Annotated in this window: 12 protein-coding genes and 1 tRNA gene; 5 read left to right on the forward strand and 8 right to left on the reverse strand. The window is 62.1% G+C overall.

The features are described 5' to 3' along the window. Positions 1-56: 56 nt before the first annotated feature. The 5 genes from iscB to HMPREF9465_RS05825 all read right to left on the reverse strand — a co-directional run bounded on the left by iscB (position 57) and on the right by HMPREF9465_RS05825 (position 4,620). Positions 57-1,298 (reverse strand): RNA-guided endonuclease IscB, encoded by a 1,242-nt coding sequence (iscB, locus tag HMPREF9465_RS05805; protein ID WP_231289356.1) that lies wholly within the window; start codon positions 1,296-1,298, stop codon positions 57-59. 273 nt (positions 1,299-1,571) lie between these two features. Next, positions 1,572-1,814, reverse strand: a complete 243-nt coding sequence (locus HMPREF9465_RS05810) for a hypothetical protein (RefSeq protein ID WP_005435019.1) — start codon at positions 1,812-1,814, stop codon at positions 1,572-1,574. Positions 1,815-1,897: 83 nt separating this feature from the next. Next, a complete protein-coding gene (locus tag HMPREF9465_RS05815; protein ID WP_005435020.1) occupies positions 1,898-3,064 on the reverse strand; it encodes a zinc-ribbon domain containing protein in 1,167 nt (388 codons plus the stop codon). 3 nt (positions 3,065-3,067) lie between these two features. Continuing rightward, positions 3,068-4,114 carry a hypothetical protein gene (locus HMPREF9465_RS05820; protein ID WP_005435022.1) on the reverse strand — a complete coding sequence of 349 codons (1,047 nt, stop codon included), beginning with the start codon at positions 4,112-4,114 and terminating at the stop codon, positions 3,068-3,070. A gap of 134 nt (positions 4,115-4,248) precedes the next feature. Then, the gene (locus HMPREF9465_RS05825) at positions 4,249-4,620 is read right to left on the reverse strand and encodes a hypothetical protein (RefSeq protein WP_005435024.1); all 372 of its coding nucleotides are present in this window, start codon (positions 4,618-4,620) and stop codon (positions 4,249-4,251) included. 203 nt (positions 4,621-4,823) lie between these two features. Here HMPREF9465_RS05825 and HMPREF9465_RS13170 point away from each other — a divergent pair, with 203 nt between their 5' ends. Then, positions 4,824-5,075, forward strand: a complete 252-nt coding sequence (locus HMPREF9465_RS13170) for a hypothetical protein (protein WP_005435026.1) — start codon at positions 4,824-4,826, stop codon at positions 5,073-5,075. Between the two features lie 78 nt (positions 5,076-5,153). Continuing rightward, positions 5,154-6,953 (forward strand): FAD-dependent oxidoreductase, encoded by a 1,800-nt coding sequence (locus HMPREF9465_RS05830; protein WP_038006849.1) that lies wholly within the window; start codon positions 5,154-5,156, stop codon positions 6,951-6,953. 164 nt (positions 6,954-7,117) lie between these two features. On the opposite strand, the gene HMPREF9465_RS05835 is transcribed toward HMPREF9465_RS05830, so the two are convergent. Continuing rightward, positions 7,118-8,125 carry a bile acid:sodium symporter family protein gene (locus tag HMPREF9465_RS05835; protein ID WP_038006979.1) on the reverse strand — a complete coding sequence of 336 codons (1,008 nt, stop codon included), beginning with the start codon at positions 8,123-8,125 and terminating at the stop codon, positions 7,118-7,120. A 539-nt stretch (positions 8,126-8,664) separates the two neighbouring features. On the opposite strand from HMPREF9465_RS05835, the gene HMPREF9465_RS05840 reads away from it, so the two are divergent. From HMPREF9465_RS05840 to HMPREF9465_RS05850, 3 genes are all read left to right on the forward strand, one after another. Next, a complete protein-coding gene (locus HMPREF9465_RS05840; protein ID WP_231289359.1) occupies positions 8,665-11,622 on the forward strand; it encodes a DUF3427 domain-containing protein in 2,958 nt (985 codons plus the stop codon). Positions 11,623-11,691: 69 nt separating this feature from the next. Further along, on the forward strand, positions 11,692-12,078 hold the full coding sequence (locus HMPREF9465_RS05845; protein WP_005435032.1) for a (deoxy)nucleoside triphosphate pyrophosphohydrolase: 387 nt from the start codon (positions 11,692-11,694) through the stop codon (positions 12,076-12,078). A 202-nt stretch (positions 12,079-12,280) separates the two neighbouring features. Next, the gene (locus tag HMPREF9465_RS05850; protein ID WP_005435033.1) at positions 12,281-13,114 is read left to right on the forward strand and encodes an RloB family protein; all 834 of its coding nucleotides are present in this window, start codon (positions 12,281-12,283) and stop codon (positions 13,112-13,114) included. A gap of 99 nt (positions 13,115-13,213) precedes the next feature. Here the strand turns inward: HMPREF9465_RS05850 and brnQ are convergent, their stop codons facing one another. Beyond that, a complete protein-coding gene (gene brnQ, locus HMPREF9465_RS05855) occupies positions 13,214-14,560 on the reverse strand; it encodes a branched-chain amino acid transport system II carrier protein (RefSeq protein ID WP_005435034.1) in 1,347 nt (448 codons plus the stop codon). Positions 14,561-14,827: 267 nt separating this feature from the next. Next, positions 14,828-14,903 (reverse strand) — tRNA-His (locus HMPREF9465_RS05860). Between the last annotated feature and the right edge of the window lie 132 nt (positions 14,904-15,035).

Raw genomic sequence — 15,035 nt, forward strand, 5'->3', positions numbered from 1 at the left:
CTCCATAGAATTGCCGCGAGGGAACATCCGACTTCAGTCGGGTGAGGAATCGCGGCTTACTCCTTTCGTAGTTCAGTCAAAAAAGTTTTGCGTGTTTCGAGAAGACTCAGTTTTTTGCAATTGATGTCTGTCCCGATCACAGTTTTGTCAAGGCGACGAATGTTGAATGTGCCTCTAACGCGTCGCCCGAAAACAAAACCAATCTGTCCGCCGATTCGCACCTTGTCGAATAGGCGGAACCCCTTGACGAGGAATGGCGCCTGATTGAGCGTCCTCACGCCACCCTTGAGAATCGAACACTTGTGTATCTGTCGGTTGTGCTTTCGCGTCTGTTGTTGGAAGAGGAAATCTCCTCTTCGCAACGCTTTCAGATTTCCCGCAATGCAGAAGGCGTCGGCGCAATGCGTCTTGGGCAAGCCAAGAGCAATGCGCTTGTGCTTCGTCAGATAGCCGTAGGTGTTCTCGACAGGCAGTTTAGGGTGCGTCTTGCGTACGCGGTCAAGCAGCGTCCAGCGCATGATGCCCATGAAGGCTTCCGCCCTGAACGATTGACCGCGCTTGACCTTCAACTTGATCTTTCCTGCGTGATAAGCCTTGTGGCATGTCTCGCACAGCGTGATCAGGTTGTTTGGCGCATCTCCGCCCGTTTTACGACTCTCAAGATGATGCACGTTGAGGATCGGATCCTTGGATCGGCCTCGACAGTGCTGACAGATATGACCGTCTCTGAAAAGAACGTACTCGCGCACGTTCCAGAATCCAAGCTGGTCGCCCTGCTGATAGCCCGTCCCTTCGACTTCGGGATTCCTGATCTTTTGAATGTCGAAGGATGCGGTTTCAATCACGATCTTGGTGACGGGAAGCAGTCTGCAGACCGCCTCGATGCGCGAAATGTGCGCTTGGATACGGTTCTCCACGGACGGCGCAAGCCATCCCTTGTGCTTTGATCGAACGCGATTGTTGAAGTGCGGAGCGCGGTAGCGCGTCTTTCGATTGCGCCTTGCACGTCGGAATGCCAGACGATCGGCCAGAAGTCCCGTGATGTCCTGTCGAAGCGCGACTTCGGATGCGAAGACCTCCTCCTTTTCCGTCGTGGCGGAAATGCCAACGTGCCTTGCGCCTGCATCGACGCCAAGCGTCACGTCCTGCTTCGTCTCGCCTGTGGCGATGGTCAGCTTGATCGTGAACGGCGTTCGACGCACGACGAAGGCCTTGCCCGCCTTCAGCATGTGTCGCGCCTTTGCTGGCGAACACGGCATCAGCGGCTTGCCGCGCATGTTCAAAACAAAAACTTTCAAAGTATCTCCTTTGCGGATACCCGCAGGCTCCGCTTGCTCGGCCCGAAGGCCGGTTGTTCGGCCCGAGGGCCGATTCTCATCCTTCGTCAATGTTGGAATGGGTTTCTTGTCTGCATCACCGTTCCTACCTCTCAGAACTTTTAAACACAGACCGCAGAGCGTGGGACTAGGATAAACATCCCACGGTGCCTGTACATTCCAAACCAACGTAGCTCGCCTCCCAGAGGAGGTTTGCTGAGACTAGTCAATAAAGGCTCTTTGAAGCCTCCGCCTTTAGGCGGGGGTTATTGACTTGAGAGCACTGCTGTACATGTGGTTGCTGGTCTTGTTGAGCTGCGAGAAGGCGTCGAGCTGCCTGAGGCCTTCCGCAATCTGCTCGAACTCATGAGCCGACTCGATTTCGGAGAGCGGCATTTCGGCCATGCGGGAGAGCGTGCCGTAGAGTGCGCCCGCATACTTTCTGCAGGAGACGGGCTGCAGCCTGCCTGATCGAAGCATGTATTCGAGAAACTGCATGGCGCCGAAGGACCTTGTGGTGAAGGAGATGGTGCCGGAAAGTATAGCAGCCTGCAGCGGAGCCGCAGGACGACCTCCCTCTCTCAGGCGAGCGGCTTGATGAGGTCGCGAACCCCGTTGAGGATTTCGTCGAGGATGGTGCCGTCCTCGTCGGACCTGCGTTCGATCGCCTTTTTCTTGGCGCGGCGCTCGGCGCGGCATGCCTTGCAGCGCGCGGGCAGCCTGTAGCCGAGGTTTCGCAGATGCTCAGCCTCGCCCTTCGTAATGCGAAAGAGCGACCCGCAGTCAACGCACGTGCGTTCGTACGCGGTGTCGGAAGGCTTGTCTTCGCTTGCCGCGGTCTCGGGCCCGGACGCCTTCGGCTCACTCTTCGGAGCGGAAGGTGCGGGAGTGCCTGCGGCGCGGACCGTCGTCCTGGCGAGCACGCGCTCGGCGATCGAAATGCAGGTGCTGCAGACGCCGTCCCTGCCGTCGGTCTCGTTGTGCGGCCTGCCGCAGACGACGCAGGCGGGGCGTGCGGGAGGCAGGATCTTCCTGCTCGTCTTCGGATAGATCTCGTTGGCGAGCGGGTCGTCCGCGAGAAGCGTGCCGTCGAGAAGACGCTCGCGATAGGCGTTGAGGCGGAGGATCCATCCCGCAACGCCAAGGCGGTCGGCCTCGGCATGGAGGCTCCCTCTGCTGTCGAAGGTTCTTCCGAACGCCGACTTCAGGTCGTCGGGCAGATGGCTCCAGATGCGGGCCCTGCGGCAAAGCGTGAGCGGCTCGCCCCGGTGGAAGCCGGGATAGTCGAGAAGGAACGGATCCGAGGAGATCCTCCGTGCGCCGAGCCTGTACTTTCCGCTCTCGTCGAGGTCCTCGTCAGGCATGAGGAGCATGAAGATCAGGGCCGCGACGGCATGGTTTTCGCTGCTCTTCGAGCGCAGGAACGTGCTGAAGTCGCGTCCGCGGATTTCGGGCGCCGTGTACATCTCATGTCCGACGGGACAGGGAAGGTTGGCGACCTGAACGCTGTCGCAGTCGACGAGATACGCTTCGTCGGGCGAGACGATCCTGATGTTGCTGAGGTTGACGTCGCCCACGAGCACGTTGAGCCTGTGCAGGCTCCCGATCGTCTTGAGGATCGTGACGGCGAGCTGCACGAGGTCGGCGCGGCTCCAGCCCGCAAAGCATTTGTCGAGCGGTCCCTCGAGTCCGAAGCCCTTCGCTTCGGGCATCAGGCAGCCCGCGAAGAAGCCGTTGGAAAAGAGCATGCGCTACGGCGCGCACACGCCCTTGAGGCGGATCGGACGCGAGGCGAGAAGGCGGACCTTCGCCTCCCGGCGGGTCGTGCACTTGTCGGCATGGTAGATCTTGGCGACCATGCCGTTGCCTGCGTCGTAGACGATGCCTTCGCCGCCCTCGCCGAGCCTACGGCCGAGCGTGTGGGTCATGCCGAATTCGTCACAGACGACGTCGCCCTCGACGGGCGCCCTGTCGATGCCCACGGGACGGTCCTCAAGGTCGATCACGCTCGTGCAGACGGGGAAGGCGGCGTGCAGGGCGGGCGCGGCCTTTTCGACGGCGGGAACGGCCGGCTTGGAAACGACCTTCGAAACGGACTCTTTCTCAGGACGGGACGCTTCGCGCACGTCGCCGGTGCGGCCTGCGGAGACGGTGCGCGGGACCGACCTTCCTGCGGGCGGAACCGCCTCGGACGAGACGAGATGGGCGCGGATCATTGGTACGGACTGACGGGAAAAATCGTTCATATTCGGCGGAAACATAAGCTCCTGAGTCTGCGGGTGGTTGAGAAAGCCGAGGTCGCCGCGGGAGAGCAGGCGAAGCACGTGCACCGGATGAAAGTGCATGAACTCGTCCTGATTGCGGCTGTAGAGGCCGGCGGCGAGCCTTCTGTCCTGGGTGATGAGAAGAAGCTTGTGCTCGGCGCGCTGCTCGTCAAAGATCTTCGCGAAGACGGGGTCGGCAAAAACGTTTTCCTGCGAGCCCGGACAGTCGATCTCGCGCAGGACGTCAAGCTTGTCCAGAGCGTCGTAGGCGGCCAGACCGCGCATGGCAAGCTGGCGCGTCTGCTCCTTCGGGGAGGAAAGATTCTTCTCAAGCTCTCTTCGCACCTCCTTCGGACAGTGGATGCTCACGCCTGCGTCCCTGAAGGCTGCGGCGCTTCGGGTGAAGAACGGCTCGCACCCGGAGGACATGAAGGAGCATGTATCGACGAAGATCCTCCAGCCTTCGTCAAGGTAGGACTGGAGTTCAACGGGCTTGAGTTCGGTGGTGGTCGTGCTGAGGCTCTGCATGGTCATGGCTTTTTTCTCGGGTTGGAAGGATTTGTTGTCCGCCGCAGAAGGCGGAGCCTTTGCGGCGGGATGCATGTTCATTGTGAAGGCGCATGGGACGGAGCCGGAATTTCGCAAATTTGCCTTTTCCCGGCCTCGTCTTACCAGAGGCGCACGGGAGGCGCGGCCATGGTGCCGTCGGCGTGCATGAGGCCCCGCTCCTTGATGAAGCCCCTCTCTGACATGGAAAGATGGGGACTGCATCTGTGGGGCTTTCGCTGCGGGCGGTAGCCTTCGCAGCGGTAGGTCGTGATGAGGGTCTGGGTCGACGAAACGACAACGAGACCGCCGCGGCGCTCAATCGTTTCGAGCGACCTGCGCATGTCCTGAAGAAGCGCGAGAAGCTTCCTGCAGGCGGCGGCGTCAACTTCCTCGCCGAGGCCGAGCCTGGCGGCTTCAGACAGAAGGTAGCTGCGGACGTGTTCGATGGCGGCGCCGGAGGTGATTTTGGCGATGTGGTGCGAGCGGCTCATGATGTCCTCCTTTGTGAGCGGTTGTCTGGCAAGTCTCACTTTAAGATCGGAGGCAGGTGCTCGGAGAAAGCGCAAATTTGCGGTTGCAGGTGCGGGCGGGGCGTTCGATCTGAGGACATCAGGCCGCAAATTTGCGATTTCGGAGCCGATCTCCCCGTCATTTAACATGAGGGCATGAACAACCCGTCATGAGGAGACCAACCATGAACTGCACGCCGCATTGTTTTTCCGGAAGAACCAGGCATTTTTCCGATCGCTGCCGTCAGCGGCGCATCGAGGACTTCGAGGTGGATCTCGCGCTTTTGTTCGGCGTGTCGAAGGAAGACCGCAACGAGCTCGGCAAAAAGAGCTGCGCGACATTCGGGCGACTCAACATTTCAAGATCAGGCGCTTCCTTTGCCCGAAGACGAAGTCCCTGCGCGCCTTTACGCAGGTTTTCGGGTTTTGCCTCGTGACATCATGTTCCTGTCGTTCTAGACTCGGGATGTTGTGCCGCTCAGGCGGTACCGCCCCACAAGACCAAAGAGGAGAACATGATGAAGTCCTTCAAGCTTCTGGCATCGATCGCGGCCATTTCCGCGGTCTTCGGCTGTGCGTCCACTGCCCCGTCCATGACGGACGGCACATACACGGGCGTCGGGCAGGGCAGGAACGGCGAGCTGACCGTCGAGGTCAAGGTTGACGCAGGAAAGCTTTCCGCCGTTCGCGTTGTGAAGCATGTCGAGACGGTCGGCATTTCGGACGCGGCCGTCAAGCAGATGCCTGCGCGCATCGTCGACGCCCAGAGCCTCAAGGTTGACGCCGTCTCCGGCGCCACGCTCACGAGCGAGGGCATCCGCACCGCCGTGGCCGACGCCATCAGGAAGGCGGGCGGCGATCCCGCCGCGTTCGCGACGGCTGTCGTGACGAAGAAGGCTGCCGCCAGACTCATCAAGGAAAAGGCCGACGTGGTCGTGGTCGGTGCGGGCGGCGCGGGCATCTCCGCCGCCGTTCGTGCCGAAACGCTCGGCGCCAAGGTGATCCTCATTGAAAAGATGCCGGTGATTGGTGGCGCTACGGCGCTCAACGCGGGCACGCTGATCGCCACGGGCTCCCGCTTCCAGCGCGAGGCCATGCACGAGACGAAGGACTCGCCCGAGCTTGCCACGAAGGACATCTTCCGCGTCGGCAAGAACCGCAATGATCCGGTTCTTGTCAAGCAGGTGACCGAACGCGTGGGCGGCGTCGTGGACTGGCTCGTCTACGACCTGAAGATCCCGTACGGTCCCGCGGCAACGCAGTATCCCGACCATTCGGCCAACCGCCAGCTCGGCGTTCAGGGCCGATCGGTCAACTACCTAAACCTGATGAAGGGAAAGTTCCTCGACATGGGCGGCAAGCTCATGCTTGAGACGCGCGCCGAAGAGCTTCTTCGTGACGACGCGGGCCGCGTCGTGGGCGTGCGCGCCAAGGATGCGCAGGGCAACACCGTCGAGCTGACGTCCAAGTCCGTGGTTCTCGCCTCGGGCGGCTACGGCGCAGTGAAGAGCATGCTCCCGAAGGAGATGAGCAACTACGTCTTCTACGGCCTTGACAGCGAAACGGGCGACGGCTACAGGATGGCCACGGCGATCGGCGCCGACACGATCAACATGGACCTCGTCAAGATGTACCCGCAGGGCGTCGAGACGGTGCCGGGCCATGGTCTTGCGGCCACCGCGAGCTCGACCGACACGATGAAGAAGTCGGGCGCCATCTACGTCAACCGCGACGGCAGGCGCTATGTGAACGAGCGTGCCTCCCTGGGCGAACTCACCGACACGACGGTGGCTCAGCCCGGCCACATCGCCTACATCGTGATGGATGCGAAGGCCTGGAAGGAATACGTTGCGAAGTCGCTTGAAGACAAGCTCGTGCCCGACGAAACCGCGCTCATGAAGTGGACGAAGATCGTCATCAACGGCCGTCCCGTCATGGCCGTTGCGGACACGCTCTCCGAAGCTGCGAGCGTGATGGGCGTCGATGCCAAGGGACTTGAGGCTACGGTGCGCGACTGGAACAAGATGGTGAAGCAGGGCAAGGACACCGCCTTCGGCCGTCAGATCACGGGCGGCATCGGCGAGGGGCCGTACTACATCGTCGAGCAGAAGGTCCGTTATCAGACGACGCTCGGCGGCCTGCGTGCGGGCGAAGGCCTGCGCATCCTTGACAAGAGCGGCAAGCCGATTCCGGGTCTCTTCGGCGCAGGCTGCGTCGTGGGCGGCGCCAACGGCGCGGATTCCATGACCGCCATGATGAACTCCTGGGCCATCGTCTCGGGCGTCATCGCGGCTGAAACGGCCGTCGGCAAGTAAGTCGTGAAGGAGCCGCCCGTGCGTCGGGCGGCATCATGAAGGCCATGAGGGCCGTTCATCCTGTTCGGATGAGCGGCTCGCGGTGTTTTCGGCGGATGCACAAAGGCCGCGACGGGAAACCAGAAATCGTCGCGGCCTTTGGGAAGTGGTGGATTCGAGCCTTGTTATTCGGCGGCGGCAGCCTTGGCGGGCGTCTTGCAGGCCGCTTCCATGCGGTCGAAGAAGGAGGCCTTTTCGTCGTCGTCACGCCAGTTCTGGAACACGGTGGCGAGCATCGGGCCGGCCACGTTGTGCCAAAGGGCGGCGATGGCGGCGGGGAGTGCGGTCATCGGATTGGCTGCGAAGTGAACGGAGGCGAGGGCGACGCCGAGGCCCGAGTTCTGCATGCCGACCTCGAAGGCCATGCACTTGCATTTGGCGAGGTTCATGCCGGACCACTTGGCGACGAGGAAGCCGAAGAGCATGCCGAGGGCGTTGTGCAGGACGACTGCGACGAAGACCAGAAGGCCGGTGTTCATCAGCTGCTGACGGGACGCCGCCGTGACGGCAGCGGCGATCAGCACGATGGCGAGAACCGAGACGAGCGGCAGGGCTGCGACGGCGGTGTCGATGCGGGCGCCGAGGAGCTTGTGGACGAACACGCCGGCGGCGATCGGCAGAAGGATGATCTGGACGATCGACATGAACATCGCGGTCGGATCGATCGCAAGCCACTGGCTGGCGAAGAGATACATCAGCGCGGGCGTCATGACGGGGGCGAGGAGCGTCGTGCAGGACGTGATGGTGACCGAGAGGGCGACGTCGCCGCGGGCAAGGAAGGTCACGACGTTGGACGCCGTGCCGCCCGGACAGCAACCCAGAAGCATCAGGCCGACGGCGACGTCGGGCGGCAGATCCAGCGCATAGCAGAGCAGGAACGCGCCACCGGGCATGATCGTGAACTGGCCGAGGATGCCGAGGAAGACGTCGCGGGGACGGCGGAAGATTTCACGGAAGTCCGAGGGCGAGAGCGTGAGGCCCATGCCGAACATCACCACGCCGAGCAGAGGAGCGATCCAGGGACCAATCTGCTTGAAAATCTCCGGAAAAACGAAGCCGGCAATGCCGAAAATGACGACCCAGAGGGCGAACGTCTTGTTAACGAACTGGCTCATTTTTGCGAGGACTTTCATCATGATTTGCGTCGGCTCCGACTTATTCGGTCAGGCCGCTCCATGTGGCGAAGGGGTGAAAAAAGGATTTCATGGTTTCCTTCCGGACCGCTTGCACGGTCCGGCTTCCGTGGTGATCCCGGCGCCGCGGGTGGAAAAAAAGGTTGTGGGCGTCGGGATGATTCCAATTTATCCGAAGGAAAATCCGCCGTCTCTAGGGCGAATTGCTTAGGACACAGGGAAAGCGGGGGAGTTGTGACTGCACGCAAGGTGCCTCGGACGATTCTCTTAGGGAGGTTTGCCTAGATGATTCGGAATCATCGGAAGCGTGTGGAAAGTCAGGGCCCCGCACCGTTCCTGTTCCGCAAAGGCCTGGTCAGGACCACGCGGATGTCGATTTGACGCGTGTTCCGGGAAAACCCCTATTCGCCCGACTTCGCCTCTCTCCTGGGCCGGGACCGGCAGACTGCCCTGATTCGGAGGCCCGGGCCTGCGCCGCAGGCGCATCGAGGCGTTTTGGCGGGCGCAGCGGCTGCTAGAATCCTGGCATGAACGAGACCATGCCCATTTCCGCCGGCCTTCCCGCCGGCATGACGACGGACGCCTGTCTTGAGGCGCAGCTCCGCTCGGCCTTCCTCACGGGAGAGACCGACGGGGAGGAGGCCGGACTCCGGCCGGAATTCGTCATCAACGACCCCGACCGCAGGATCAAGGTCCTCACCGTGATCGAGGACGAACTCGCGCGATGCACGAGCTTCGACATCAGTGTCGCCTTCGTGACGATGAGCGGCATCGAGCCGCTTCTGCCCATCTTCGAGGAGCTGCGCGAACGAGGCGTGCCGGGACGCGTGCTGACGACGGACTATCTCGGCTTTTCGGATCCCGCCGCCATGCGCAAGCTCGCGGGCATCTCCAACATCGAGGTGAGGCTCTTCAGGGCCGAGGGGAACCGAGGCTTTCACACGAAGGGCTACATCTTCAATTCGGGCGACGTCTGCCGCTTCCTGATCGGAAGCTCGAACCTGACGGGCACGGCGCTCGCGACGAACCGCGAGTGGAACGCAAGGCTCGTCTCGAAGCAGACGGGTGCCTTTGCAAGGGCGCTTCAGGCCGAATTCAGGGCGCTCTGGGACCATCCGCTCAGCCGTCCCCTCCATGAGGTGATCGACGCCTACGAGGCCGAGCGCAGGGCGCACATGGCGGCCCAGACCGAGGTGATGAGGCGCCTGCCGCTTCCCGTTTCGCCCGTGCGTCCCGAGCCCAACTCGATGCAGCGCGCCTTCGTCGAGAATCTTCTCAGGATCGCGGGTTCGGGCGAGCGCCGCGCGCTGCTCATTTCCGCCACGGGCACGGGCAAGACCTATGCCGCGGCCTTCGCCGTGCGTGAGCTCAAGCCCCGCAGGATGCTCTTCGTCGTGCACCGCGAGCAGATCGCGAGGCAGGCGATGGCAAGCTTCAGGCGAGTCCTGGGTGAGGACGAACTCACCTACGGGCTTCTCGGCGGCGGGCAGAACGAGGCGGGCGCGGACTGCGTCTTCGCGACCATGCAGACGCTTGCGCGAGAACGCGTGCTCGGCGCGTTGGATCCGAAGGCGTTCGACGTGATCATCATCGACGAGGTGCACCGCGCAGCGGCCGAGAGCTACAAGAAGATCATGGCGCACTTCGAGCCGAAGCTCTGGTTCGGCATGACGGCAAGTCCCGACAGGCCCGACGGCGCGGACATCTACGCACTCTTCGACCACAACATCGCCTACGAGATCCGCCTGAGCACGGCGCTTGAGGAGGACCTTCTCTGTCCGTTCCACTATTTCGGCGTGAAGGACGTCACGGTGGGCGGCATGATGCTCGAGGACCTCTCCGACTTCAGGCTGCTGACGGCCGAGGAGCGCGTCTCGAACATTCTCGACCGCGCGCAGTACTTCGGCTGGAGCGGTCCGCGCGTCAAGGGCCTCGTCTTTTGCTCGAGGAAGGAAGAGTGCGCCGAACTTTCGAGGCTCTTCAATGAACGCGGCCTCATGACGGTCGCGCTCACGGGCGAGGATGAGCAGAGCCTGCGCGAGGAGGCGATCTACCGCCTCTCGTACGGCGTGGGCGACAACAGGCTCGACTACATCTTCACGGTCGACATCTTCGCCGAGGGCGTCGACATTCCCGAAGTCAACCAGGTCATCATGCTGCGTCCGACGCAGAGCGCGATCGTCTTCGTGCAGCAGCTCGGCCGAGGTCTTCGCAAGGCACCTGACAAGGAATTCGTGGTCATTCTCGACTTCATCGGGAACTACCAGTCGAACTTTCTGATTCCGGTGGCGCTCGCCGACGACCGCTCGTACAACAAGGACAACATGCGCCGCGCGCTCGCCGTCGATCTGAGGCAGATTCCGGGAGCCTCGAGCGTGCACTTCGATCCGATCGTGCGCAAGCGCATCTACGAGTCGATCGACCGCGCGAGCGTGAGCGACACAAAGCTCATCCGCACGAGTTACGAGCAGCTCAAGGCCAAGCTCGGCCGCATTCCGGAGCTTCTCGACTTCGACAGGTTCGGCTCGATCGATGCCGTCAAGTTCTTCGAGAAGTTCGGCTCCTACTACGCCTTTCTCGAAAAGTACGAGAAGTCCTTCACGACTAGGCTCTCGACGCGCGCCGCAGGCATGCTCGCCTTCCTGTCCGTGAAGGCGGGCGCGGGCAGGCGCGTTTCCGAGGCGATTGTCATCAGGGACCTGCTCGCGGGCAGGCCGGACCTTGAGACGGGACTTCGCGAGGGACTCGCCCGCTACGGGATCGAGCCCTCGGCCGCGCATCTCTCGAGCGTCTTCGGCTTTCTTTCGAACCGCTTCGTGAAGACCGCCGACGAAGCGAAGCAGCGCGCCGGAATGGTCTTTGTCGAGTACGACGCCGCGCTCGGATGGCGCATGGCCGCGGAACTTCGCGAGGAGCTCGGCCGAAGCGCGGAGTTCCGCACGATGCTCGCGGAGCTCGCGGGCTTCATGGTCTCGCGCTACGAGGCCAGGTTCTCGAAGCGCTACGCGGGCACCGACCTCGTTCTCTACGAAAAATATACGTACGAGGACGTCTGCAGGCTGCTCAACTGGCCGACCAACATGAACGCCCAGAACATCGGCGGGTACTTCTACGAGAAGACGACGAAGACGATGCCCGTCTTCGTCAACTACCACAAGGCCGAAGGCGCGATCGCTTACGAGGACCGCTTCGTCTCGCCGTCGCACATCGTGGCGCTCTCGAAGACGAAGCGCAGGACAACGTCGGCCGACGCGGACCACATCTATAAGCGCACGCCCGAGGACAAGGACAACAGGATCCTTCTCTTCGTGCGCCGCAACAAGGAGGACAAGGGTGAGGCGAAGGCCTTCTACTTCCTCGGGGAGGTTGAGGCGCAGGGCGAGCCCGTGCCCGTGACGCTTCCCGCAACGGGCGACCGCGCCTTCGAGATCGATTACAGACTCGACGTGCCCGTGCGTTCCGACATCTACGCCTACGTGACGATGGCCGAGGATTAGAATCCGAAGGCGCGCGGCACGGCGGCACGAAGCCGACAAAAGCTCAATTCAAAACAGCAAGGAGTATGAATGAAGACGATCGAAGTGGTCGCAGCCATCATCGAGCATGAAGGCAGGATTCTCGCCACCCAGCGCGGGTACGGCGACTTCAAGGACGGGTGGGAGTTTCCCGGCGGCAAGATGGAGCCCGGCGAAACGCCCGAGGCCGCCATCGTGCGCGAGATCGAGGAGGAGCTCAAGGTGACGATTGCACCCAAGACCCTCGTGACGACGGTCGAGTGCGACTATCCGAAGTTTCACCTCACGATGCACTGCTTCCTTTCGTCCATCGTGAAGGGAGAGATCTGTCTCGTCGAACATGAGGCGGCGAAGTGGCTCTCGCCCGACGAGCTCGACAGCGTCGACTGGCTGCCTGCCGACGTGGAGGTCGTCGAGAAGCTCAAGACGCTGCTCTGACAAAGGTCTCGAAGGGAGAAGAAGGGCCCGCTTCGGTTTCGAGGCGGGCCTTTTTCGACGGCGGATGCGCCGCGTGAACATTCGTCACAAAAGAGTGCTTTGGGGAGAGGGACTTTTTCGCTGCGCTCGAGTACGATCAGGCGTGAGCCGGTCATTTGCGACTGCCTGAAGGAGATTCTCATGACGATGTCAAATCTCCCGCATGACCGGGTTCCGGGTTCCGGGGCCCGGCAGGATCCATGTCTTCTGCGAAGGCGAGACTGAGGTGCTCTATTTGCAGGACTTCTGCAGGCTGATCGGCCTTTCCGGAAAAAAGGCGGTCATCTCCGTCTGTCCCGTGAAGAATCCCGCACGGGCGATCGAGTGGATATGCCGGCAAGTGCCCGGCGTTTCGAAGGCGTCCGCCGCCTCTCCCGAGTGCTGGCTGGTCTTTGATCGCGACCGCCATGAAGGCTTTCACGAGGTGTTCGAGCTTGTGAAGCAGCATCCCTGCATACATCTTGCGGCCACGAAGCCGTGCTTCGAGTACTGGCTGCTTCTTCACTTCGATGATTTTCAGGATGATCTTCCTCTGGCGCAGGGTTGGTACGTTGCGAAGCGGCAGGTGCAGGGGAAGCAGGTGGCTCCGGACAGAAGCGTCCGGATGACGATGGAGTTTCTGGAACGTGTTGCTCATCCCGAGGCCGTGCTCAAGCGCCTGAAGAAGCACATGCCCGGTTACGGCAAGAACAAGGCGGGCGTGTTCGAGCAGCTTTTCCCGTTCTTGGGAACCGCTCTGTGGCGCACGCTTGGAGGCGTGGATCCCGAGTACGGTCATGGTTCGCGACTGCCTGAACTCCTCGAGCGGCTCTGCTCTCTTGCGGGCACCACGATCGTCGATGTTGCGTGCCGCCAGGCGTTAGAACTTGCTTCGAGGTGCCTGGCGAAGGCCGGCGGTCGTTCTTCGGGCACCTGCGTTCGGCAGAAGGCCAGGCCGGCTGCACCGAAGAATCCCCGCGCGTCAGGCGTCACGAGGATGCCGCAGTGTTGCGCCTGAGGGTGTTCCGTGAAGTGAACGGTCAAATGAAAGGCGCCTTCGGAATCCATGGAATTCGCGAAGGCGCCCTGATTTTGAGTGACTTCAGAGGGGAGGCCGTCAGGCGGCCTTCTTCGGCGTCACGAGGCTCAGTGCGATGCCGACGACGAGGCCGACGGCGGCGGGAAGCATCCAGTCAAGGCCTTCGGCCGCGAACGGCATGGCGGCGAAGAAGTCGGCGAGGACCGGCAGCTTGAAGCCTGCCTGGCCGAAGCCCGCCGTGATGGCGGCGGCGCCCGTGAAGAGCATCGTCATCGGGTAGGCGAAGCGGTGCTTTTCGATGAACGGGTGCAGGAAGGCGAGGATGATGAGCACGAGCGCAAGCGGATAGATCGCGACGAGGACGGGGACCGAGAACTTCAGGATCGCGGTGAGGCCGGCGTTGGCGATGATCGTGCTCGTCACGGCGAAGACCGTGAGCCAGCCGCGGTAGCCGAGAACCGGGAACGTGTCGCGGAAGTAGTTCGAGCAGCAGGAGAGCAGGCCCACGCAGGTGTTGAGGCAGGCGATGAAGAAGATCGCGCCGAGGATGAAGAGGCCGGCGTGGCCGAACTGCTGGATCACGACGCCCGTGAGGGTCTGGGCGCCGTTTTCGCCCGTAAGGCCCGCACCGCCCGCTTCGGCGCCGATGTGCGCAAGCGCGGCATAGACCGTGATGAGCAGAAAGCCCGCGACGAAGCCGGCGAAGATCGTCTCGCGGACAACGCCCGAGTCCTTCGTGACGCCGAGCGCGCGGATGTTCATCGCGATGATGAGGCCGAAGTTGAGGGCCGCGAGCGTGTCCATCGTCTGATAGCCCTCGATGAAGCCGCGGACGAACGGCGCCGCGTCATAGGGGGCGCGCACGGCGCCGTACTCGCCGAGCGGATGCACGATGGCGGCGATGAAGAGCACCGCGATGAGCGTGAGCAGCGTGGGCGAGAGGATCTTGCCGAGGCGCTGCGTGAGCTTTTCGGGGTTGAGCGCGATCGTGAAGGCGAGCAGGAAGAAGAAGACGGAGTAGGCGGCCTGGGCGACAGCATGTGCCTCGAAGCCCAGGATGGTGCCCGAGAGCGCGCCTTCACCTGCGAAGAGCGGCGCAATCGCCATCTCGAAGGACGTGCCCGCCGTACGGGGAATGGCGAGGCAGGGACCGATCGAGAGATAGATCAGAAGCGTGAAGAGGAAGGCGAAGGCCGGATGGACGCGGTTGCCGAGCGCCGTGAGGCCGCCCGAGCGCGCGACGGCGGCCACGCCGAGAATCGGGAAGAGCACGGCCGTGACGGCAAAGCCCGACATGGCGGGCAGGGTTGCGTCGCCCGCAAGGGCGCCGAGGAACGGCGGGAAGATCAGATTGCCCGCGCCGAAGAACATCGAGAAGAGCGTGAGGCCGATGAGGCAGCGCTCCTTGAGAGTGAAGCTTTTCATAGTGTGCTGTGATTGAGTGTCTGTCTGCGCGCGCGTCCTCTCGATCGCGCGCCTGACCGCAGCCGGCCTCTTTCGGACGGCTTTTGCGGAGATCACGAACAATAGCACAGGGCGGATGAGGCTGAAATCGGGGAAAGCGTTGAGGGGCGCGGTTTCGCCGCAGCACGAGGAGGAAGTCCCTGGAAGCGGGATGCAAAGGCGGAAGGGAGGAGAAAGCGGACAAAAGAAAAGTCCCTGCAGACTTGCATCTGCAGGGACTCAAGAATCTGGGGTGGGAAATGGGACTCGAACCCACGACAACCGGAATCACAATCCGGGACTCTACCAACTGAGCTATTCCCACCAGTCTTTTTGTTTTCTCAAGAGCGTGTCGTTCTCGAGAGACTTGAATTGTACAGGAAGTTTTTGGTTTTGCAAGGGGTGAGGACTAAAAATACCGTAAATGCGGCACGTTGAATTGCACATGACTGTGGCG

Source organism: Sutterella wadsworthensis 2_1_59BFAA, from assembly GCF_000297775.1.
GTDB classification, from domain to species: domain Bacteria; phylum Pseudomonadota; class Gammaproteobacteria; order Burkholderiales; family Burkholderiaceae_F; genus Sutterella; species Sutterella wadsworthensis_A.